At 47.5% G+C, this 21,648-nt stretch carries 24 protein-coding genes; 15 read left to right on the top strand and 9 right to left on the bottom strand.

What is annotated here, in order from left to right; genetic code table 11:
• Position 1: 1 nt before the first annotated feature.
• From QZ147_RS03195 to QZ147_RS03180, 4 genes are all read right to left on the bottom strand, one after another.
• Positions 2 to 163, bottom strand: a complete 162-nt coding sequence (locus QZ147_RS03195) for a hypothetical protein (protein WP_295146861.1) — start codon at positions 161 to 163, stop codon at positions 2 to 4.
• Between the two features lie 89 nt (positions 164 to 252).
• Positions 253 to 1,638, bottom strand: a complete 1,386-nt coding sequence (locus QZ147_RS03190) for a replicative DNA helicase (protein ID WP_295146863.1) — start codon at positions 1,636 to 1,638, stop codon at positions 253 to 255.
• Between the two features lie 62 nt (positions 1,639 to 1,700).
• The gene (gene ispG, locus QZ147_RS03185) at positions 1,701 to 2,765 is read right to left on the bottom strand and encodes a flavodoxin-dependent (E)-4-hydroxy-3-methylbut-2-enyl-diphosphate synthase (RefSeq protein WP_295146860.1); all 1,065 of its coding nucleotides are present in this window, start codon (positions 2,763 to 2,765) and stop codon (positions 1,701 to 1,703) included.
• Between the two features lie 459 nt (positions 2,766 to 3,224).
• Complete coding sequence (locus QZ147_RS03180) at positions 3,225 to 3,977, bottom strand: DUF4272 domain-containing protein (RefSeq protein WP_295146858.1); 753 nt, start codon at positions 3,975 to 3,977, stop codon at positions 3,225 to 3,227.
• Positions 3,978 to 4,122: 145 nt separating this feature from the next.
• Here QZ147_RS03180 and QZ147_RS03175 point away from each other — a divergent pair, with 145 nt between their 5' ends.
• Positions 4,123 to 4,629, top strand: coding sequence for a tetratricopeptide repeat protein (locus QZ147_RS03175; RefSeq protein WP_295146857.1), 507 nt, complete (start codon positions 4,123 to 4,125; stop codon positions 4,627 to 4,629).
• A gap of 334 nt (positions 4,630 to 4,963) precedes the next feature.
• On the opposite strand, the gene QZ147_RS03170 is transcribed toward QZ147_RS03175, so the two are convergent.
• The 5 genes from QZ147_RS03170 to QZ147_RS03150 all read right to left on the bottom strand — a co-directional run bounded on the left by QZ147_RS03170 (position 4,964) and on the right by QZ147_RS03150 (position 8,521).
• Positions 4,964 to 5,596 (bottom strand): DUF417 family protein, encoded by a 633-nt coding sequence (locus QZ147_RS03170; protein ID WP_122863517.1) that lies wholly within the window; start codon positions 5,594 to 5,596, stop codon positions 4,964 to 4,966.
• A gap of 165 nt (positions 5,597 to 5,761) precedes the next feature.
• Positions 5,762 to 7,639 (bottom strand): primosomal protein N', encoded by a 1,878-nt coding sequence (locus QZ147_RS03165; RefSeq protein ID WP_295146856.1) that lies wholly within the window; start codon positions 7,637 to 7,639, stop codon positions 5,762 to 5,764.
• Between the two features lie 8 nt (positions 7,640 to 7,647).
• Positions 7,648 to 8,052 (bottom strand): type II secretion system protein, encoded by a 405-nt coding sequence (locus tag QZ147_RS03160; protein ID WP_295146855.1) that lies wholly within the window; start codon positions 8,050 to 8,052, stop codon positions 7,648 to 7,650.
• Positions 8,049 to 8,288: a hypothetical protein gene (locus QZ147_RS03155; RefSeq protein ID WP_295146854.1), complete on the bottom strand. Its 240-nt coding sequence runs from the start codon at positions 8,286 to 8,288 to the stop codon at positions 8,049 to 8,051. The genes QZ147_RS03160 and QZ147_RS03155 overlap by 4 nt, the downstream gene beginning before the upstream one ends.
• Positions 8,288 to 8,521 (bottom strand): hypothetical protein, encoded by a 234-nt coding sequence (locus QZ147_RS03150; protein ID WP_295146853.1) that lies wholly within the window; start codon positions 8,519 to 8,521, stop codon positions 8,288 to 8,290. Before QZ147_RS03150 ends, QZ147_RS03155 begins: the two co-directional genes overlap by 1 nt.
• Before the next feature lie 125 nt (positions 8,522 to 8,646).
• On the opposite strand from QZ147_RS03150, the gene uvrB reads away from it, so the two are divergent.
• The 14 genes from uvrB (at position 8,647) to glyS (ending at position 21,648) form a co-directional block, all read left to right on the top strand.
• Positions 8,647 to 10,623 (top strand): excinuclease ABC subunit UvrB, encoded by a 1,977-nt coding sequence (gene uvrB / locus QZ147_RS03145; RefSeq protein ID WP_295146851.1) that lies wholly within the window; start codon positions 8,647 to 8,649, stop codon positions 10,621 to 10,623.
• A gap of 35 nt (positions 10,624 to 10,658) precedes the next feature.
• Positions 10,659 to 11,153, top strand: a complete 495-nt coding sequence (gmhB, locus tag QZ147_RS03140) for a D-glycero-beta-D-manno-heptose 1,7-bisphosphate 7-phosphatase (protein WP_295146850.1) — start codon at positions 10,659 to 10,661, stop codon at positions 11,151 to 11,153.
• On the top strand, positions 11,150 to 12,139 hold the full coding sequence (gene rfaD, locus QZ147_RS03135; protein ID WP_295146849.1) for an ADP-glyceromanno-heptose 6-epimerase: 990 nt from the start codon (positions 11,150 to 11,152) through the stop codon (positions 12,137 to 12,139). The genes gmhB and rfaD overlap by 4 nt, the downstream gene beginning before the upstream one ends.
• Positions 12,132 to 13,538: a D-glycero-beta-D-manno-heptose-7-phosphate kinase gene (gene rfaE1, locus QZ147_RS03130; protein WP_295146848.1), complete on the top strand. Its 1,407-nt coding sequence runs from the start codon at positions 12,132 to 12,134 to the stop codon at positions 13,536 to 13,538. Before rfaD ends, rfaE1 begins: the two co-directional genes overlap by 8 nt.
• Complete coding sequence (gmhA, locus tag QZ147_RS03125) at positions 13,516 to 14,082, top strand: D-sedoheptulose 7-phosphate isomerase (RefSeq protein ID WP_295146847.1); 567 nt, start codon at positions 13,516 to 13,518, stop codon at positions 14,080 to 14,082. The genes rfaE1 and gmhA overlap by 23 nt, the downstream gene beginning before the upstream one ends.
• Before the next feature lie 68 nt (positions 14,083 to 14,150).
• The gene (locus QZ147_RS03120) at positions 14,151 to 14,633 is read left to right on the top strand and encodes a 3-isopropylmalate dehydratase small subunit (RefSeq protein WP_295146845.1); all 483 of its coding nucleotides are present in this window, start codon (positions 14,151 to 14,153) and stop codon (positions 14,631 to 14,633) included.
• A gap of 9 nt (positions 14,634 to 14,642) precedes the next feature.
• The gene (gene leuB / locus QZ147_RS03115) at positions 14,643 to 15,707 is read left to right on the top strand and encodes a 3-isopropylmalate dehydrogenase (protein ID WP_295146843.1); all 1,065 of its coding nucleotides are present in this window, start codon (positions 14,643 to 14,645) and stop codon (positions 15,705 to 15,707) included.
• Positions 15,707 to 15,952, top strand: coding sequence for a hypothetical protein (locus tag QZ147_RS03110; protein WP_295146841.1), 246 nt, complete (start codon positions 15,707 to 15,709; stop codon positions 15,950 to 15,952). The genes leuB and QZ147_RS03110 overlap by 1 nt, the downstream gene beginning before the upstream one ends.
• Complete coding sequence (locus QZ147_RS03105; RefSeq protein WP_295146839.1) at positions 15,934 to 16,419, top strand: GlcNAc transferase; 486 nt, start codon at positions 15,934 to 15,936, stop codon at positions 16,417 to 16,419. Before QZ147_RS03110 ends, QZ147_RS03105 begins: the two co-directional genes overlap by 19 nt.
• Positions 16,385 to 17,545: a CCA tRNA nucleotidyltransferase gene (locus tag QZ147_RS03100; RefSeq protein WP_295146837.1), complete on the top strand. Its 1,161-nt coding sequence runs from the start codon at positions 16,385 to 16,387 to the stop codon at positions 17,543 to 17,545. The genes QZ147_RS03105 and QZ147_RS03100 overlap by 35 nt, the downstream gene beginning before the upstream one ends.
• A 26-nt stretch (positions 17,546 to 17,571) precedes the next feature.
• On the top strand, positions 17,572 to 18,051 hold the full coding sequence (locus tag QZ147_RS03095) for a tRNA (cytidine(34)-2'-O)-methyltransferase (protein WP_295146836.1): 480 nt from the start codon (positions 17,572 to 17,574) through the stop codon (positions 18,049 to 18,051).
• On the top strand, positions 18,048 to 19,505 hold the full coding sequence (locus QZ147_RS03090; protein ID WP_295146834.1) for an endonuclease/exonuclease/phosphatase family protein: 1,458 nt from the start codon (positions 18,048 to 18,050) through the stop codon (positions 19,503 to 19,505). The genes QZ147_RS03095 and QZ147_RS03090 overlap by 4 nt, the downstream gene beginning before the upstream one ends.
• Entirely contained in the window at positions 19,502 to 19,639 is a 138-nt protein-coding gene (locus QZ147_RS03085; RefSeq protein ID WP_295146832.1) for a hypothetical protein, read from the top strand. Before QZ147_RS03090 ends, QZ147_RS03085 begins: the two co-directional genes overlap by 4 nt.
• Positions 19,636 to 21,648: a glycine--tRNA ligase subunit beta gene (gene glyS / locus QZ147_RS03080; RefSeq protein WP_295146830.1), complete on the top strand. Its 2,013-nt coding sequence runs from the start codon at positions 19,636 to 19,638 to the stop codon at positions 21,646 to 21,648. Before QZ147_RS03085 ends, glyS begins: the two co-directional genes overlap by 4 nt.

The raw sequence follows: 21,648 nt of genomic DNA, 5'->3' as shown, positions 1-21,648 counted from the left end.
GTTAAATTTCATCGCCGCCCAACACGAAAATCCGAAAATTTCGCAGCTTTACGCGAGCGGTTACTTCCTGTTCGCCCGCGTGCATAAATTCGAGATATTTTGAGTATTCGCGCGCTAAATTTAGCGCCAAAACGCCAGCGCAAACGCAGATGAAAATCGCCATTTCCAGGCGCGTCTTAAATAGCGGCACGGATTTTAGCCGGCAAATAAAATCGCCGTAAATTTTGCAAAGATTTCACGGATTAAAGCGGGCTAGCCCTGAAATTCGACCGCCTCCGCCGCTCCGTAAGGCTTACTGGCAAAGCGCGAAAATTGCTTGTGAAATAGCACTTCGACGTTGCCCGTCTCGCCGTTTCGGTTTTTGCCGATGATGATCTCGGCTGTTTCTTGCAGTTTGTTTGGCGTAAATTTTCGCTCGTAAGGGCGACCCTCGGCCGCAGCGCGCTTTTCGGCTTCTTTTTCCTCCTGCTCGCGGTAAACGTCGTCGCGGTAAACGAAAAATATCATATCGGCGTCTTGCTCGATAGCGCCGCTTTCGCGCAGATCGCTTAGCATAGGGCGTTTATTCGCGCGCGCTTCTAGCGTGCGGTTTAGCTGAGAAAGGGCGATAATTGGCATATCAAGCTCGCGCGCAAGTAGTTTTAATCCGCGCGAAATTTCGGCGATTTGCACGTGGCGATCGGCAAAGTTGTTAGTGCTCATCATGAGTCCGATGTAGTCGATCACGCATAGCGAAATTTCGTGGTGAGCGGCTTTTAGCTTGCGCATTTGGGTGCGGATCTGGTGGATATTTACGTAGCCGCTGTCGTGCACGAAGAATTTTCGCGAGGCGTAATAGTCGCACGCGTCGCTTAGCTGCGACCACTGCTCGTTATCAAGGCTCGCGGTCATCACGTCTTGCAGCGGGATAGAGGTTTTAGCCGCTAGCATCCTCATCATAATTTGCTCGGCGGGCATTTCAAGCGAGAAAAATACCACGCCTTTGTCCTGTTTTAGCACGTGCTCGATGAAATTTAGACAAAGCGTCGTCTTTCCCATCGCGGGGCGCGCGGCGACTATGATTAGATCGCCGTTTTTAAAGCCCTTGGTTTTTTCGTTTAGCTCGCGAAATCCCGTATCCAGCCCCACGATATTTTTATCTTCCAGTTTGGCCTGCGCTTTTAGGTGCTCGACCATGCTTTCTATGATCTCGCGGCTTTGTCTGATCGCGCCCGCGCCGCCGTTAGCGTCTATTAGCGAGTAGCACTCTTGACTTAGCTCGTCGACCATATCGCGGCTGGCTTTATCCTCGCTTACTTTTGATGGAATTTGTTGGGCGATTTTGATGAGGCTTCGCTTGACTGATTTTTCTTTTAGCTCGGCTGCGTATTTAGAGATGTCTATTATCGGGTTCGTAGCTAGCACGTCGGCGGTTAAATTTTCGTCGTATTTGCCGCCTAGTTTATTTTTTAAAAAGCTCGTAGCAATCGGCAAGTCGGAGTTTAGGCATTGTACCATCGCGTCGTAAATATCTGCGTGTCCTTTTAGGTAAAAGTCGCTTGCTCTTATGATGTCGAAAATTTCGCCCAACGCGTCGTTGTTTGACAATATGGACGCCAGTATCGCTCGCTCCATATCCAGATCATAGAGGTTGTGCATATCGATATTTTGTTGTGCCACGTTTTTCTCCGTTTAAATTTTCATTTGCTTATATGGGTTATTTAGTGTGCCTGGCGCGACTTTATCTCGTCGTCGATTTCTAGTAAAAATCTATCCACCAGCTCGCTCTCGGGCAGCCTCGCGACTACCTCGCCTTTGCGCATTATCATGCCGTTTCCTTTACCAAACGCTATCGCCACGTCCGCACCCTTAGCCTCGCCGATCGCGTTTACGACGCAGCCCATCACCGAGACATTTAGCGGCTCTTTGATGTGTTTGGTTTTCTCCTCGACGAGCTTTACCGCAGCCATCAGATCAGCCTGTAAACGCCCGCAGGTCGGGCACGAGATGATGTTTAGCCCCTCCTTTTGGCGGCCGCTATCTTTTAGGATCGCTTTTGCGACCTTGATCTCTTCTTCTAGCTCGCCCGTGATGCTCACTCTCATCGTGTTGCCGATACCTTCTAGCAGCAGTCCGCCTAGCGCAATCGCTGATTTTATCGTCGCGTGAAAACTAGTGCCGGCCTCCGTCACGCCCAGGTGAAACGGATAATTTACCAGCGGCCTAAGCGCGCGGTATGCGGCCATCGTGCGCTCGACGTCGCTTGATTTTAGCGAGATTTTGATATCGGTAAAGTCAAAATCCTCAAGCAAATTTATATTATAAAGCGCGCTTTGTACCATCGCTTCGACCGTGCGGCCGTATCTGTCCTCAAACTGCTTTTCTAGCGATCCTGAGTTTACGCCTATGCGGATAGGCAGATTTCGTTGCTTGCACGCGTCCACGACGGCTTTGATATTCTTTTTCGAGCCGATGTTTCCGGGATTTATACGGATAGCGTCGACGAACTCGCTAACGATCACGGCGTAGTTGTGGTTAAAGTGGATATCGGCCACGACGGGCAGAGGGCTAGCCTTCACTACCTCGCGCAACGCGGCGGTGTCCTCTTTGTCAAACACGGCGCAGCGCACGATATCGCAGCCGGCAAAATAAAGCCGCTGTATCTGCTCTAGCGTGCCTTTTACGTCTTTTGTTTTACTAAACGTCATCGACTGCACCGATATAGGCGCGTCTCCGCCTATTTTTACGTCCCTGATTTTTATTTGTTTCGTGGGATATCTTTGCAAATTTAGCCTTTAATTTTTGCGGGATTTTACTAAAATTTGGCTTGGGAAGAGATGAAAAAGTAGAAATTCAAACGGTGGGGCAAGTAAATTTAAAAGCAAGAGGCGCCGCGTAAAATTTTAGCTTAAATTTGAACGCAAAACGCGAGCAACGGGGGTCTTATAAAGATATCCGCAAGGCAAAGCTCAAAATAAGGCACGACAATTTTTGCTTTACTTCGCGCCATGCGCTCGTAACGCTCTGCTTGCAGTAGCGAACGCAGTGAAGCTAAACTTCGCTATGAAGAGGCGAGATAGATCAAAAACGCTTACAAAAATATCTTTAAACTTAAATATAAAAATACAAGCGGCAGTATCGCGAAGCTAGACGAGTCGCGAATAAAATTTTCGACGGGAGCGTATTGCAATACGTGACCGAGTAAATTTTAGACGCAACGAAGTATAGCAAAGCGAGACGACGCGTCAGGTGTTTAGATCCGGATAATCCCACGCATTATACTCATCGCTCGGATTATCATTCTCCGCGCCCTTGCAACACAGCCACTCTAGCCCGCCGCGCCTTTCCATCACGACCTCTTCATCAAGGCCTGCACTCTTAGTACCGTTTACTCTGGCATTGACGCACGCCCAGTGGTAGCGGTAGACGAGATCAAGCGCCTGCAAAATTTCATCCGTACCCCGCATTTTCACGCGCTCCGAAAAATCGCCGCCAAAGGTCTTCATTACAAAATTGCAATCGCAGATATCCTTTGGGAAATCCAGCTCTTTTACTAGCCCCATCGCCCAAAGCAGCGCCCACAGCGACTCGTATTTCCAACCCATATTTACGGCCTCGTCGTAGCTTGCTTCGCCATCTATGACGCGGCGTTCCATGCGCGTTAGCTTGTCTATGCACCCGAAGCGGTTATCGAGAAAATCCTTCGCGCCCTGCTTATCTTCGTCCGTTAGCTCGCCGTTATCTCTGATCGTGCAAGCGCACATTATCGCGGCAAACGAGCAAATCGCGCGGGCGATAACCTCGTCCTTTTCGCGCGGCGCGACCTCGCCCGTCTCGTATCGCAGCGGCAGATGGTCTATAAAAGGCACGCCTTGCGATTTTAAAATTTCGATGCTTATATCCTTGCGCTCCTGCGCGGTTTTACCGATCTTTACGGCGCTTGCGCTTCTTTTTCGCGCGCTATCAGCCCCTTTTTTAAAAAAGTCAAAAATACCCACGCCTTCTCCTTAAAATTTGCATAAATTTACGCAGGTATTTTAGCGTATAAACGGAAAATTTAGCGACTTGTCGGCGACAAATTTACGTAAATTTCAAAAACGTTGCGATAGAATCCGCATCCATCAAATTTTAAAGGATAAAAAAATGAGAAAAATTTTAGCAGTTTCGCTCCTATGCGCTGCAAGCGCGATGTTTGGCGCAAGCGCGGACGAAATCTACGCCGCGGCGCAAGCGGCGAAAGCAAAAGGCGATCTTGCGGGTGCGCTCGGCGGTTTTGAGAAGGCTTGCGAAGCGTCGCACGCGGAGGCTTGTCGTCGCGCGGGATTAGCCTACGACTACGGTATGGGCGCTACGCAAGATTACGCCAAGGCGGCTAAATTTTACGAAAAATCGTGCGAGCTAGGCGATGCTAACGGCTGTTCGAATTTAGCCGACGTCTACGGCGTAGGCAGGGGCGTGGAGCGCTCGGAGCAAAAATCGTTCGAGTTATTTAACAAAAGCTGCGAAATGGGTAGTAGCGGCGGCTGCTACGGACTGGCAGGGCTTTATGAGAGCGGTAAAGGCGCGGAAAAATCAAGCGAACAAGCGGCTAAATTTTATAAAAAATCCTGCGAACTAGGGCTTGATCTAGGTTGCGAAAAGGCAAAGTAAGGTTTATTGGGCGTGGATAAATCTACCCCGACTTTTTGCACGGTCTAGTCGGGCGGCAAATTTTAGCCGTATCCATAAATGCGCTTGGATTATTAAATTTGACGAACAAGAAGCAAAGGCAAATTTAAAATCAACGCTCGTCAATCCGCGGAATGTAAAAAATAAAATTTAGCGACTTTTTCAGAGTTCCGTCGGTTTGGTGTTTAGCGCAAAAATTAGTCTGGGATAGAAAAAGAAGACAAATTTACGGCAAGACCATAAATTTAGGGATAAACGCGGCCGCAAGCGGCAAGATACCTAAATTTAGGCATACCGCTCGCTAAAATCCGCAATTTTACTTACCTGCGCAGCTTTTGCAGCACTCCAAAAGCCTGCGTGCCGCATTTGAGGCTACGATTAGCCCCGCAGCAGACATTATTATATCTTTTAGCACCAGTCGTCCGGCACCCGATAGATACGGGAAGCCGTGATTAGGGCTTTCAGTGATACCGAGCGCCGGATTGCCTAGATTCGGCACCCAAGTCTCAGGCGTCGTTATCAAAAAGCTAAGCGTTACGATAGACATGCCAAACGTCAGCAGCCCGCCGATAAGCCCTAGTTTAGGGAACCAGATGCCAAGCAGCACGAGCGTACCGATAGTGCAGATCATCGCGCCGATCAAATACGAAACAGCGTAAGTACCGTTTTGTTTGTGCCACTCGATGTTTTTAGGCACGACCAAGCCTTCCGGGTTTTTGTGTAGGTTGTACTCGGCGACCATTTTGCCCTTGCCGTTATCTACGATATCTTTTTTGCTATACATGTAGCTAAAAAACGGGCTGTTGGTTACAAACGGCACGATGCCGTCGGCCTCGTATTGTACGACTTTGAGTCCGCCTATCCACGCCATCACGATGAAAATCGCGACGCTAACGTAGTTTACGAAATATTTTTGCGAGCCTGCTAGGGCTTGTAAAAATTTTTGCATTAAGTTCCTTTAAGATAATCTTTATAATTTTAACTAGGCCGTATGTTTAAAGCTAGATAAAATTATAACGCGATTATAATTAAATCGTATAAAAATAGGCTTAAAAAAGATAAACATTATCACAAATAAAAATTTAGTTATGTTTAAGTCCTAGAAATAAGAATACTACGAAAAATTTATCGGATCTATATCGACGTCAAAGCCGTGTGCGGCGCAGATGCGAGCGGCTTTTATGAGCGGAGCGTGCGAAACGCAGCGCAAAAGTATTTCGTAGCGAAATTTCGCTCCTATCATCTCGATGCCGCACTTGCCGTAGCCGACGATTTCAAGCGGCGTTTTGTCTTCGATTTTCGCGCGTAAAATTTCAAGCCGCTCGACTAATTTATACGTAAGATCTCTCGCCGCGCCTTCGTTTTTATGCGACACCACGACGCGCAGCAGCCGCACAAACGGTGGATAAAGTCCTTCTCTAAAACTCGTTTCGTCTAGTAAAAATGCGTCGTAGTCGTTTATATAGCGCTCGAAAAATTCGCGCCGCCGGCTTTGTATTAGCACGCGTCCTTCGCCCGCGCGCCCCGTTCTGCCAGCCACTTGCATGGCGAGCGCCAGCGTGCGCTCTCTTGCGCGAAAATCAGGGAAATTTAGCAGCTCGTCAAGCCCCGTAACCACCGCGAGCGCGACGCCGTGGTAGTCGTGACCTTTGCTTAGCATCTGTGTACCTACCAGCACGTCGATCTCGCCCGCATTAAAGGCTTTAAGCGTCTTTTCAAGCTTGTTTTGCGTGGTAATCTCGTCGCGGTCGAATTTTGCGATGCGAGCGCCCGCAAACTCGCTTTGTAGCCGCTCGATCAGCTCGCTAGTGCCGATCCTGTGCGCCTCGATCATCTCGCTGCCGCACTTCTCGCACGCGCTAGGCACAGCCGCGCGGTAATCGCAATACTGGCATTTTAGGGCGTTTGCGCGCTTATAAAAGCTCATACCGACGCTGCAAAACGGGCATTTGATCGTATGACCGCACTCTTTGCACTCCAAATATTTAAAATTCGCGCGCGTAGGCAGGCAGATCACGGCTTGTTTTTTAGCCGCTAAGCAGCGAGCGAGTTCGTCTTTTAGAGTTTGACTAACGCCCGTTTCGCTCTCGTCGAAGATAAAAGTTTTCGAGCCTTTAAAAAACGTGCCTTTTAGCCTAAAATGCGGCTGTTTTGCAAAGCTGGTTACGCTGGGCGTCGCAGAGCCTAACACTACGCGCACGCGCGATTTGCTCGCCGCAAATAGCGCCAAATCGCGCGCGTTGTAGTGCGGGCGCGAGCCAGTATTTTTGTAGCTGTCGTCGTGCTCTTCGTCTACGATGATTAGCGCTAGGCGAGATAGGGGCAAAAATAGCGCCGAGCGCGCGCCCGCGATTAGGCGGATCTGCCCGTCCGCGATACCGCTTAAAATTTGTTCTTTTTTTTTGGGCGAAATTTTAGAGTGCCAGACGGCTACGGCGCTACCGAAAAAGCTTTCCAAACGCTTTTGCATTTGCGGAGTGAGCGAAATTTCGGGCATTAAAAACAAAGCCTGTTCGCCGCGTTTTAAAATTTCTGCGATCGCCGCTATGTAAATTTCGCTTTTGCCGCTTCCCGTGTCGCCGAAGATTAGGCTAGTTTTACGCTCTTGCGCGAAATCAAGCGCGGCTTGTTGCTCGGCGCTTAAATTCGGAATTTTAAAATTTGCGGTAGGAATTTCGCTCTGTGACTCGGATAAATTTCGTTCCATTTTCTGCGGCTCGAAAAGCGCTAGCGCTACGCCTATCTCGCAGGTATAGTAATGCGCGATAAATTTTGAGAGTTCTATTTGAAGCGGAGTTAAAAGATAGGGCGCGGGGGCTAAAATTTCAAGAGTTTTAAACGTTGGAGCTTCGCACTCGCCTACGATAAATCCGCCTAAAATTTTACCTTGGAGCGGCGCGCTCACGGCGCTAAAAATTTCGAATTTTCGTTGCGAACGGTAGGTTAGCGGGGCTAAATTTCGCCCGCTAAACGCAACTAAGTAATAAAACATTAATTAAACTATTGTAGTTCTTTGCAAAGCTCGTTCGTATCCGGGCAAGTAAAAGTTCCGTTACCCGAATCATACGTAAAGGTAGTTTGTTTGCCGATAGCTTTTAGAATATAGCTTGGATTTCCTCCGCTCCATCCTTCGCGACCGCCGGTTACGCCGGAGCTAAGTATTGCGCCAAATAGCTTACCGCCGCTATCAAGCGTGCTTGGATAGGACGGATTGCCTAGCATCAAATTCCCGTTATAAGCGTTTGAAATCCCGCCGCGAATACTCGCTATATCGGCGCGGATTCTCGTTAGGGTAGCGTCGTCTCTGCTAACCAAAAGTCTAGGTAAGCCGATACCTGCCAAAATTCCTAATATAACTATGACAAATACAAGCTCTATCATCGTAAAGCCGTTTTTAATTTTCATATCTTTTCCTTTTTTTGTAAGGCGTTATCCACGCCTTTGGTTATTTTTCGTATCGTTTTTTCGTTATTATAGACCTCGTGGCATTTTTCTATGAACGCGTTTATTAAATCTTTGGGTTCTAAAAATCTCTGGCCGCCCATAAATTTTTGCCAGTCGCGTTTGAAAACTTCGGCGAATTCGTCGTCAAGCGTGATCGTATAATCTCGCGAAGTAATCGTAAGCGTGATCTGCTTCATTATTTGCCTAAAACCGCCTCGATCTTTTTAAGAACGTCGTCGGCTTCGCTATTTTTCTTATTTAACTCCTCTTCAAGGCGCATGATTTGATTTGTTTTTGCCTCGTTCTGCGCTTTTAGCGTAATTACTTGATTGTGTAGCTCTTCGTTTGCGCGGCTTAATTCGTCGTATTTTGAAATTAGATCATTTACTTTATCGGCAAGCGTGCTAAGTCCTACTTCGTCGTCAAACATTATTATTCCTTTTGCGTGGTATAAAAGTAGTATTCTAACACGACGAGGCTAAAATTCATCTAAGAAATTTTATAAAATTTCGCTAAAATGCGCGGAATTTTAGAAATTTTAAGGAATGTAGCAAAATGAGCGAATTTGAAATTTCGTCCAAATTTAGCCCGAGCGAGGATCAGGCCCGCGCAGTCGCTAATATCGTCGCATCCGTAAGATCGGGCAATAAATACCAAACGCTTCTAGGCGTCACGGGCTCGGGCAAGACCTTTACGATGGCAAACGTGATAAAAGAGCTAAATATGCCCACGCTAATAATGACGCACAACAAATCCCTCGCCGCGCAGCTTTATAGCGAATTTAAGGGCTTTTTCCCTAAAAATCACGTGGAGTATTTCATCAGTTACTACGACTACTATCAGCCAGAGGCCTACATCCCGCGCCAAGACCTTTTCATCGAAAAAGACAGCTCCGTAAACGAAGAACTCGAGCGTCTGCGCCTATCTGCGACGGCGAGTCTGCTTAGCTTTGACGACGTCGTGTGCGTGGCGTCGGTGTCGGCCAACTACGGCCTGGGTAACCCTAGCGAATACCAAGGCATGGTCGCATACCTAAACGTCGGCGATAAAATCAACCAGCGCGCGCTACTGCAAAAGCTAGTAGATATGGGATACAAGCGAAACGACGTTTATTTCGACCGCGGCGACTTTCGCGTAAACGGCGACGTGGTGGACGTATATCCCGCGTATTTTAACGACGAGGCGTTTAGGATCGAGTTTTTCGGTGACGAGATCGAGACGATGTATAGCCTGGATGTGCTGGAAAACAAAAAAAGACACGACCTGAAAAAATTTATCCTCTACCCGACCAGTCAGTTTATCGTAGGCGCAGATCGCCTAAAAATCGCCATCAAACAGATCGAGGAGGAGCTAGAAGAGCGGCTAAAAGAATTTAACGAGCAGGGCAAGCTCGTCGAGGCGCAGCGCCTAAAACAACGAGTGGAATTTGACCTAGAGATGATGAGTAGCACGGGCATGTGCAAGGGCATAGAAAACTACGCGCGCCACCTAACCGGGCAAAAGGCGGGAGAGACGCCGTACTCGATGTTTGATTATTTCGAGCTAGGAGGCAAGGACTACCTAGTCATCGTGGACGAAAGCCACGTGAGCCTGCCGCAGTTTCGCGGGATGTACGCGGGCGACCGCAGCCGCAAAGAGGTGCTGGTGGAGTACGGATTTCGTCTCCCATCCGCGCTTGATAACCGTCCGCTTAAATTTGACGAGTTTATAAACAAACGCGCCAAATTTCTTTTCGTCTCGGCGACCCCAAACGAATACGAGATAAATTTAAGCTGCAGCCACGTCTACGAGCAAATTTTACGTCCGACCGGGCTGCTTGATCCCTTAATCGAGATAAAAGACAGCGAAAATCAGGTGGAAATTTTATTTGACGAGGCGAAAAAAACCATCGAGAGAAACGAGCGCGTGCTAGTCACCGTGCTCACCAAAAAGATGGCCGAGGAGCTCAGCCGCTACTACACCGAGCTTGGTATCAAGGTCAAATACATGCACTCAGACATCGACGCCGTCGAGCGAAACGAGATCATCCGCGGGCTAAGAGGGGGCGAGTTTGATATGCTCATCGGCATAAATTTGCTCAGAGAGGGGCTTGACCTGCCCGAGGTTAGCCTCATAGCTATCATGGACGCCGATAAGGAGGGCTTTTTGCGCTCGACGACGAGTCTAATCCAAACGATGGGGCGCGCGGCTAGAAACGTAAACGGCCGAGTGCTGATGTTTGCCAAAAAGATCACCAAATCCATGCAAGAAGCGATGGATACGACGCTAGCGCGCCGCAAGATGCAAGACGAATACAACCGCGCCCACGGTATCACGCCACGCTCGGTCAGCCGAAACATCGAGGAGAGCCTGCACGTCGAGGACGGCACGGAGATCTTGAGAAAAGGTGCAAATCTAGAAAAAATGCCTGCCGCCGAGCGAGCGAGTATCATAAAAGAGCTGAGAAAACAGATGCTGGAAGCCGCGGCGCAGCTGGAGTTTGAGAAGGCGGCGGCGCTGCGCGACGAAATCGCCAAAATCCGCAAGCTTTAATTAATTACGAAAGAAAAAGCGGTTATAATCGTGCCATGCAAAAAGCGTTATTTTTAGATAGAGACGGCGTTATAAACGAGGATTTAGGCTACGTTTACGAGGCGCGAAATTTTAAATTTTGCGAAGGGATATTCGAAGCGTTAGCGAATTTTAGCGCTCGCGGATACAAGCTCATCGTAATTACCAATCAATCAGGCATCGGGCGCGGCTACTACACGGCGCGGCAGTTTGAAATTTTAAACGAATTTATGCTGGGCGAGTTTAAAAAGCGCGGCGTTACGATAGATGAGGTATATTTCTGTCCGCATGCGCCCGAGGATAATTGCGAGTGCCGCAAGCCGCGCCCTAAAATGATACTTGACGCGGCTAAAAAATTTAGCGTAGATTTAGAGCGCTCGATAATGATCGGCGATAAACAAAGCGATATGGACGCCGCTATTGCTGCGGGAGTGGGGCGAAAATTTTTAATAGACGGCGTAAATTTTAAAAGCGTAAGACAAATTTACGAAACCATAAAGGACGAGATATGAACTTAGACGGAAAAAAGGTACTAATCACCGGCGCGGCGGGGTTTATCGGCTCGGCGCTAGCGCATTATTTTGACGAAAATTTTAAAAATACCAGCGTTTTGGCGGTGGATAAATTTAGAAGCGAAGAGACGTTTAGCAACGGAAATTTAAAAAGCTTCGGTCATTTTAAAAATTTGCTGGGCTTCAAAGGCGAAATTTACGCGGGCGACATCAACGACGAAAATACGCTCGAAAAGATACGAAGATTCGCTCCGGACGTAATTTATCACGAAGCGGCGATTTCTGATACGACGGTTAGAGAGCAAGACGAGCTAATAAAAACCAACGTAAACGCGTTCGTGAATTTGCTTGACATTTGCGAAAATACGGGCGCTAGAATGATCTACGCAAGCTCGGGCGCTACCTACGGCAACGCCAAAAGCCCGCAAAAAGTAGGCGAGTGCGAAGCGCCTAATAATGCTTACGGATTTAGCAAACTGGCGATGGATAATATCGGTAAAATTTATGCCGCGAGGGGCGTTAGCGTAATAGGGCTTAGATATTTTAACGTCTACGGCAAGGGCGAGTTTTTTAAAAACAAGACCGCGTCGATGATTTTGCAGTTCGGACTGCAAATTTTAGCGGGTAAGACGCCTAGGCTTTTTGAAAAAAGCGACGAGATAAAGCGCGATTTCGTCTATATTAAAGATATTATCGAGGCGAATTTAAAGGCGCTCGACGCAAAAAGCGGCGTGTATAACGCAGCCACCGGAAACGCGCGAAGCTTTCAAGATATCGCCGATATTTTGCAGCGAGAAATCGGCGTAGATCTAGGCAACGAATACGTTCCTAACCCTTACGTAGGCTCGTATCAGTTTCATACGCAAGCAGACGTTAATCCTACGAAAGAGGCGCTAGGATACGAGAGTAAATGGAGCTTAGAAGAGGGCATAAGAGACTATTTACCGGAAATTAGGCGAATTTTTAAGGAAGAGATAAATGGTTAAAATTTTAGTCGTTGGCGATTTAATGTTAGATCACTACATTTGGGGCTCGTGCGATAGAATTTCGCCCGAAGCGCCCGTGCAGGTAGTAAAGGTGCAAAAAGAGAGCTATCTGCTAGGCGGCGCGGGTAACGTAGTGCGAAATTTAGTCCAACTAGGCGCTAGCGTAAGCGTAGCTAGCGTGCTAGGGGACGACGAGGCCGGCGAGAAAATAAAAAACGCTCTTAAAAATATAAACGCCGATACGTCGTCGCTGCTTATTCAAAAAGATAGAGAAAGCTCGATAAAAAGCCGCATTATGGCGTCTCATCAGCAGGTAATAAGATTTGACAAAGAAAGCGCGGACGATATAAAAATAGAGGGCGAGCTTTTTGAAAAGATAGAGCGAAATTTAGAAAATTTCGGCGCCGTTTTGCTTAGCGATTACGGCAAGGGCGTCTTGACTAAAAGTCTGTGCGAGCGCGTAATAAACGCGTGCAATAAGCTAAACATACCCGTGCTAATAGATCCCAAAGGCAAAGATTATTCAAAATACAAAAACGCGACTTTGCTAACGCCTAATAAAAAAGAGGCGAGCGAGGCTACTAAAATTTCAATCAAAGACGAAGATAGCTTAAAAGCGGCGATAAAAACGCTAAAATACGAGCTAAATTTAAAATACTCCATCATTACGCTTTCTGAAAACGGCATCGCGCTTTTCGAGCGGGAGCTTGAAATTTTTGCGGCCAAAGCCAAAGAGGTGTTTGACGTAACGGGTGCTGGAGATACGGTGCTTGCTATGCTAGGTTATATGCTAGCTACCGGAAAAGACATTAAAGAAGCTATAAAAACGGCGAATTTAGCCGCCGCGGTAGTAGTGGCCAAAACCGGAAGCGCCACGGCGAATTTTAGCGAGATAGAAGAGCTTTTGCGAAGCCGAGCGAGTGCTGATTTCGAGTATAAATTAAAAAGCGCCGACGAAGTAGCGGAAATTTTGGCTCGTAGAGGCGAGAAAAAGCTCGTATTTACCAACGGCTGCTTTGATATTTTACATGCCGGACACGTCAAATATTTAGCCAAAGCGCGCGATTTCGGCGATATTTTAGTCGTAGGGCTAAACTCCGATGCTTCGGTAAAAAGGCTAAAAGGCGAGGCTCGCCCGGTGAATTCGCAGCTTGACAGGGCAAATATTTTATGCTCGCTCGGATTCGTCGATTACGTCGTAGTCTTTGACGAGGATACGCCGCTAAATTTAATCGAAAAACTACGCCCCGATATTTTAGTAAAAGGCGCCGATTACGCAGGCAAAGAGGTTGTAGGCTCCAATATCGTAAGCGACGTGCGGCTAGTAGAATTCATAGAGGGTAAGAGCACGACGTCGATTATTAAAAGGATAGAAAATGCAAGTAAACGAGATGATTAGGGCTGAATTTGACGCGCATTCACAGACGCTGCAAAAAACGGCGCAATTAGAGGAAATTTTAGCGCGCGCGTGCGAAACGGCGATTGATACGCTAAAAAGCGGCGGTAAAATTTTAATTTGCGGAAACGGCGGGAGCGCCGCGGACGCGCAGCATTTAGCGGCCGAGCTTACGGGACGATATAAGACCGAGCGCAGGGCGCTTGCCGGTATCGCGCTAACTACCGACACCTCCGCGATTACTGCTATCGGTAACGACTACGGCTACGATTTAGTTTTTTCGCGACAGCTAGAAGCGCTCGGGCGGAAGGGCGATTTACTCGTCGCGATTTCGACCAGCGGAAATAGCAAAAACGTCTTAAACGCGCTTGAATTCGCCGGTAAAAGCGGTATAAAAACGCTCGGGTTTAGCGGCAAAGGCGGGGGCGCGATGAACGAGCTTTGCGATATAAATTTAGTCGTACCTTCAAGCGATACGGCGCGCATTCAAGAGATGCACATATTTTTCGTTCATACGATTTGCCAGGCGATAGATGCGGCTTTTTAAGGGCTACTTGATAAATTATTTAGTTTTGTTTTGATAAAATCGCCTTAAATTTTTAAAAAGGCAAGCAAATGAAACAAGGCAAAGTATGGAAATTCGGCGATAATATCGATACGGATATTATTATCGCCGCACGCTATTTAAACACCTCCGACGAGAAAATTTTAGCTACTCATATCATGGAGGACGCCGATCCTGAATTTAGCAAGAAAATTTCGGCGGGCGATATCATCGTAGCGGGCGAAAATTTCGGCTGCGGCAGCTCGCGCGAGCACGCTCCTTTGGCGCTAAAAGCCGCGGGCATAGGCGCGGTCGTGGCTAAGAGCTTTGCTAGGATTTTTTATAGAAATAGCTTTAATACGGGACTTTTAATCCTTGAAATAAACGATACCGAGCAGATATCGCAAGGCGACGAGCTAAAAATCGATCTGGACGCGGGAACGATTAAAAATTTAACCGACGGTAAAGAGTATAAATTTCATCCGATTCCGCCTTTTATGCAAGAGCTTTTAAAAACCGGCGGCCTAATAGAATACTCGAAAAGCAAAATTTAAGGAATAGCGATGAAAAGATATAAAATTTGCGTAATAAAAGGCGACGGTATCGGACCCGAGATCGTGGACGAGGCGATTAAGGTTCTAGACGCCGTAAGCGAGAAATTCGGCTTTTCGTTAGATTACGATTATAAGCTTATGGGTGGCGCGGCTTACGACGTATTCGGCGAGCCGCTACCTAGCGAAACGCTTGCTAGCGCCCAAAATTCTCACGCGGTGCTTTTCGGCGCCATAGGCGGAGCCGAATGGGACAACTTGCCGCGCGACAAACGTCCCGAAAGCGGGCTGCTTAAACTTCGCAAAGGGCTTGAGACTTACGCGAATTTGCGTCCTGCGACGATTTACGACGAGCTGGCGGACGCGAGCACGCTAAAACCCGAAATTTTACAAAACGTCGATATTTTGGTGGTCCGCGAATTAACGGGAGGCATATATTTCGGGCAGCCGCGCGAAAAACGCGAAAACGACGCGTTTAACACTATGACCTACACTCGCGCCGAGATCGAGCGTATAGCAAAGATCGGTTTTGAAGCGGCGATGAAACGCAAAAAAAGAGTTTGCATGGTCGATAAGGCGAACGTGCTAGAAACGAGCCAACTTTGGCGCGAGGTCGTTAGCGAAGTAGCCAAAGGCTATCCTAGCGTAAAATTAGAGTTTATGTACGTCGATAACGCCGCGATGCAGCTCGTGCGAAATCCCGCGCAATTTGACGTAATCTTAACCGAAAATTTATTCGGCGATATTTTAAGCGACGAGGCTGCCATGGTCGTAGGCTCTATCGGAATGCTTCCAAGCGCTAGTATCGGCGGCAAAGTAGGAATTTACGAGCCTATACACGGCAGCGCACCCGACATCGCGGGGCAGGGCATCGCAAATCCGGTCGCTACGATTTTAAGCGCGGCGATGATGCTTAGGTACGCGCTAAACGAGGACGGCGCGGCGCAAGCGATCGAATCCGCGGTTAAAGAGGCGTTAGCGCAAGGATACCGCACGAAAGATATAGCCGCTTACGGAGCCAAAGAGCTATGCACGACGGGCGAGATGGGCGATGCGATCGCGGGATTTATAAAATAATGAGAAATACGGTTACCGAAGCGCTAATCTGCGAGTCGCAAGGGCTTATGGACGACGCGTTGGAAGTGTATAAAAATATCCTAAAAAGCGATCCCGCGAACAAGGACGCGCTAGCGGCGATTAGACGGCTTAGCGGGCTTAGAAAGCCGCGCGCGGCGCAAAACGAGCAGATGAAGGAATTTTTCATAAACATGAGCACGCCGCAAGAGGTCGTGGAATTTAAAAGATGGTTGGTGAAGTTATGAATCTAGAAGATATCGCTAAAATCGCGATCGACGAAGTGAGCGCCGAGCTTGAAAAGATAGAAAATTTAACGACTCCGCGCGAAAACGAGATTAAGGCGCAAAGCGAAATTTTAGAGCAAGTAGAAGAAATTGAGCCTAAAATTTCGGATAAAAAAGACGAAAAAGCCGAAATTTTAAGCATGTTCGACGAGCTTAAAATAGACGAGGACTTTAAGCCGGGCGCCCCAAGCGACGCCGCTATAACCGCTCAGCCGCCGCAAGGCGCGGTAAAATTCGGCGAGAACGGCGAGATAATCAGCTCCGAAGCTACCTTTTTAAAAAATTTGCGCGAGCGTATAGAGGTGCTTTTCGCGGGGCTAAACGAGATGCCTAGACAAAGGCTCGACGAGCGTTTAGAACTTACTCTTAAATTTTTAGAATTTACGCTTGCAAATGTCGAAAATCGCCTCGAAAATTTGTCAAAATAGCGAATTTAAAGAGATTAGGGCGCTACTTGCGCCTTATACGAAACGTGCCTATCTAGTCGGCGGCTACGTGCGCGACTTACTGCTTGGGCGCGAATGCAGCGACTACGACGTCGAAATTTACGACGTCTCCCCTCAAAATTTCGACGCCTTAATGCAAAAAATCGGCGCAAACTGCGTCGGAAAAAGCTACTTTATTTATAAATTTAAAAATTTCGACCTAGGGCTTCCTAGGATAGAGAGTAAAACCGGCGAGCGCCACCGAGATTTTAGCGTAAAATACTGCAACGACGAGCGCGAAGCGTCGATGAGGCGGGATTTTACGATTAACGCGATGATGATAAATATTTTTAACGGTTCGCTCGTTGATTGCTGGGGCGGGGAACGGGATATAGCGCTTAGCGTTTTGCGCCACGTAGATAATGAGAAATTTTGTGAGGATGCGCTTCGCGTTTTGCGCGGAATTCAGTTTGCGGCAAGGCTAAATTTCGCGATCGCACCGCAGACGATCGAGCTTATGAAAACGCTAAATCTTAGCTTTTTAAGCCGCGACAGAATAGCTGCGGAGCTAGTAAAATTTATGCACGCGCCGCACCTTGACGTCGGGGCGGAGTATCTTTACGAGCTTGGGCTTTTAAAGCGGTTTTTCGGTTTAGATTTAAGCGAGCAAGAGCTTAAAAATTTTAAGCAAGAGCTTAAAAATGCGCGAAAATTTATAGCGGACGAGCGGCTGTTTTTGTATTTGGCGGCTCAAAAATTCGGCGCGAACGTAGATAAGATAGTTTTCGATCTGGCTTTGCCTAAAAGCTTCTTATCCGTTAAAAAGCAGCCCGTTTGCGCGGGCGAGCCTAGCCTTAGGCGACTGCTTGAAATTTCGCTTGAAATGCCGTTAAATTCATGGCTGGGATGCTATAACGAAGGTAGGATAAAAGCGGCGAAAGAGCTTAATATTTACGAACGAAAATTTTCTCCCGCGATTAGCGTGAGCGAAATTTTGGCGCAAGGATTTACGGGCGCGGCGATAGGCCAGCAGATACGCGCTCGTCAAAACGCGGCGATTGAGGAATTTTTAAAAACGCGCTCGGCAGCGCGTAAATTTAAGCCGAATTCAGGTAAAATCAAGCCTTAATTTATAGATTAGGAACTCCCGCTTTAATGTTTAATATCGTTCTCGTAAGCCCGCAAATCCCGCAAAATACTGGCGCAATCGGCAGAATGTGCGTAAATGCTAATCTTACGCTTCACATCGTAAAACCGACCGTTTTTTCTCTTGACGAAAAGGCGGTGCGCCGCGCGGGGCTTGATTACTGGAAAGCGCTCAATCCCGTTATTTGGGAGAGCTTGGACGATTTTTTAGCTAGCAACATAGCTTATAAAGAGCGGTTTTTCTTTGCTACGACGAAAACGAACAGGCTTTATTACGAAGCGGAATTTAGGGCGGGCGATTTTATATTTTTCGGCGGCGAAAGCACGGGACTGCCGCAAGAGCTAATGAGGCTAAATGAAAAAAATATGATAACCATTCCTATGGGTAAACGCGGTAGAAGCCTAAATTTGGCGATGAGCGCGGGTATTGTAGCCTATGAGGCGATCCGTCAAAATATCGAAAAATTTGATTTTAGGGGAGAAATTTGAGACGCGTAACGGCGCTGGTTTTTTTATTCGTAACGGCGGTTTTTAGCGCGCAAGTAGAGATCGCTACTTATAACGTCGAAAATTTGTTCGACTGTAAAAACGACGGCAGCGAATACGACGATTTTAGAGTAGGCGGCGGTGAGTGGGATTGTGCGGCGGCGAGCGCTAAAATTTCGCGCGTAAAAGAGGCGATTTTGGCGCTAAATACCGATATTATCGCGCTTCAAGAGATAGAAAACGAAAGCGTCTTAAAAGAGCTAGCTAGCGGCACGCAGTATAAATACGTCGTGTTTAGCGGCGGAAAAGACGCGCCCGTAGGACTTGGACTAATCTCTAAGATTCGCCCGACGTATACGCAAAATTTCGTCGTTTCTAACGTCAAAACGCGTAATATTTTACGAGTAGATTTTGAGACGGAAGGCAAAAATTTTAGCGTTTTCGTTAATCATTTTCCGGCGTATAAAAACGGCGTCGCCAAACAAAAAAAGGCCGAACGTACGTTAAGAGCGGCGATTAGAGACGTGAAAAACGCCGTGGTTTTGGGCGATTTTAATACGCCCTACGGCTCGCGTTCGTTACTAAATAAGATTATAGAAACGGGCGGTTTCGTCGATTTATGGGAATTTTTAGAAGCTAGCGAGCGCTATTCTCATCAGGTCGGAAACAAAAAAAGCGCGATCGACCACGTCTTGCTAGCGCCCGAATTTTTCGTCGCAGACGGCGCCGGGATGAGCTACGTTAAAGGTAGTTTCGAGGTATTTAAACCTAAATTTATGCTTGATAGCGAGGGCAAAAATAGGCTAGAAAACGGCAAAAGCGCGTACTCGGATCATTTTGCGCTAAAATTTAAGCTCTCTACCGAGCCGGCGCGAGAGGACGTATCTTTATTTAAGAAAATTTTCGGCGTAAAAGGTGATAACGACGCGCCGCAAGAAGACGTAAAACAAGCGCCCGCAAGCGGTAGCGAGTATAGTCCCGCAAGCGTGGACGATATCTTTGCCGCGCCTCAAAAAACGCCTTTTTTTCTAAACCGCGCGGTGGTGGTTTACAAGGATAAAAACGGCTTCGTATTAGCGAGCAATCACCGCGGAATTTACGTATTCGACCCGCAAAATAAGCTAGCGCTAGGGCAGATGCTAGACGTTTTAGTAACTAAAACCAAAATTTACAAAGACGCGCTTGAAGTAGCAAGCTACGAGATAAGGCAAATTCGGGACGTCGTAGAACCCGGCGCTTTTATGCTAAGCGCAAACCGACTAAGCGAAGCCAGAGACGGCGACGTAATCGATGAAATTTTCGGCGAAGTAAAAAGCGGGTATTTGATCTCGCCGCAAGGAAAAATTCGCGTTTATAGCCCGAGTGGGCGCATTTACGATACTAAAAACGTAAGCTTTTCGGGCGCGCTCGTTAAGAGCTACAAAGGCGAAAAACAGCTTTATATCGAGCGAAAATGAAAATTTTAGATATTTTAATGATCGGCGCGTTTGCGTTATTTTTAGTTTTTATGCTGCGCGGAGTAGCGCTGCAAACGCAAGAAAGAGAGAGGAAAAGAGCGATGAAAAATTCAAAAAAAGAGAGTAAAAAATGAAAGAATTACTAATTGAAATCGGCATTGAAGAGCTACCGGCGATCCCATTTTTAAGAGAGCTGCCAAATATCAGAGCAAAATGGGAAGCCGTGCTTTGCGAGTATCGCTTAAAAAGCGAGTTTAAATTTTACTACACGCCGCGCAGGCTAACGTTTTGGCACGAAAATTTTAGCGAAAAACAAGACGACGCGACGATAGAGATGATAGGCGCGCCTAAATCCGTAGCTCTAAAAGACGGCGTTTGGAGCAAGGCGGCGGCGAGCTTTGCGGCAAAATGCGGTATTGGCGAGGACGAGTTAAAATTTAAAGAGATTGACGGCAAAGAGGTGCTTTACTATGAAAAGCGCGTAGCCGGCGAGCCTAGCCGCGCGGTAATCGGCGATATGATAGAGAAATTTTTGCTTTCGCTAAATTTCGGGAAGTCGATGAGATGGGGGACGGGCGAGTTTGAATTTATAAGGCCGGTGCGCTCTTTGCTTGCGATTTTAGGAAGCGAAGCGCTAAAATTTAACAAATTCGGCATAGAAAGCTCGAACGATATTTTTCAGCACAGAAGCGTTAGTTACGAGAAATTCGCCGTGCCTAGCGCGCGAGATTATTTTAGCGCTATGGATAAAATCGGCGTGATTTTAGACGCGGACGCAAGACGCGCTAAAATTTTGAGCGAATTTAAGCAAATAGAAGCCGCAAACGGCGTAAGCATCGAGATAGACGAGGATCTACTAAACGAAGTCGTCGCGATCACCGAGTATCCGACGGCTCTTTTGGGCAAATTCGAGGAAGAATTTTTAGAAGTACCTAGCGAGGTAATTATTACGTCGATGAAGGAAAATCAGCGTTATTTTCCGGTTTTTAAAGACGGTAAGCTAAATAACGCGTTCGTGGTCGTCTCAAATGCGATTACGCGCGATTACGCGCTAATTATTAAAGGCAACGAAAAGGTACTTCGCGCAAGGCTTAGCGACGCGATGTTTTTCTGGCGAAGCGACCTTAAAGCCGAGTTCGGTCCCGAAAAACTTAAAAACATTATTTACTTAAAGGAGCTCGGCAGCCTATACGAAAAAGAACTTCGCGAAGCGGCGGTAGCGCGCGTGCTGGCAAGGCTTTACGCGAGCGAGCTTAAAGCGCAAGCGGGAGAGGGCTACGAGGCGCTGATAGAGCGCGCGATAATGCTCTCGAAAGCCGATCTTACTACGCAGATGGTTTATGAATTTACCGAGCTGCAAGGCACGATGGGCGCATATTACGCGCATGCGCGCGGCGAGAGCGAGGCGGTCGTAACGGCGATCCGCGAGCAATATCTACCCAACGGCGAGGATGCGGCTTGCCCGTCTAACGTATTTAGCGCGGTAGTGGCGCTGGCAAATAAACTCGATACGCTAATGGGACTATTTAGCGTCGGCAAAATCCCGAGCGGTACGAAAGATCCGTATGCGCTCCGCCGCGCGGCGAACGGCGTGATAAAAATCGCCCTCGCACACGGACTAAAATTCGACGTTAAAGAGGTACTGGGGGCGCTTGCGAGCGGCTATAAAAGCTTTGATATAAGCGCACTTGAAGCGTTTATAATCGAGCGAATTTATACGTTTTTCGACGTTAATCCATCAATCGTAAAAGCATGCATAAATAGCGGTAGGCGCGAAATTTTAGGGCTTTGCGAGGCGATTAAGGCAATGAGCGAAGTAGTTGCCGCGCCGCAGTTTAAGGAAAATTTCTCGACGTTTAAGAGACTTGCTAATATCGTAAAAGAGCAAAGCGCGGGCGAGATCGACGAGTCGCTATTTAAGGACGCTTCCGAGCGCGAGCTATACGAAAAATTTAGCGCCGCTACGAAGAAAGATAGCGATTTTAAAACTAGGCTTAACGAGCTATTCGGGCTAAAAGAGGCGATAGATAAATTTTTTGATAACGTAATGATAAACGCCGAGGATGAGAAAATAAGAAAAAACCGCATCGCGCTGGTTAGTAAACTCTATGAAAGGCGTAAAAATTGGCAAATAAAACGATGA

It is taken from the genome of uncultured Campylobacter sp., assembly GCF_905371695.1.
Taxonomy (GTDB): domain Bacteria; phylum Campylobacterota; class Campylobacteria; order Campylobacterales; family Campylobacteraceae; genus Campylobacter_A.
This window is presented reverse-complemented; position numbering and strand designations above follow the sequence as displayed.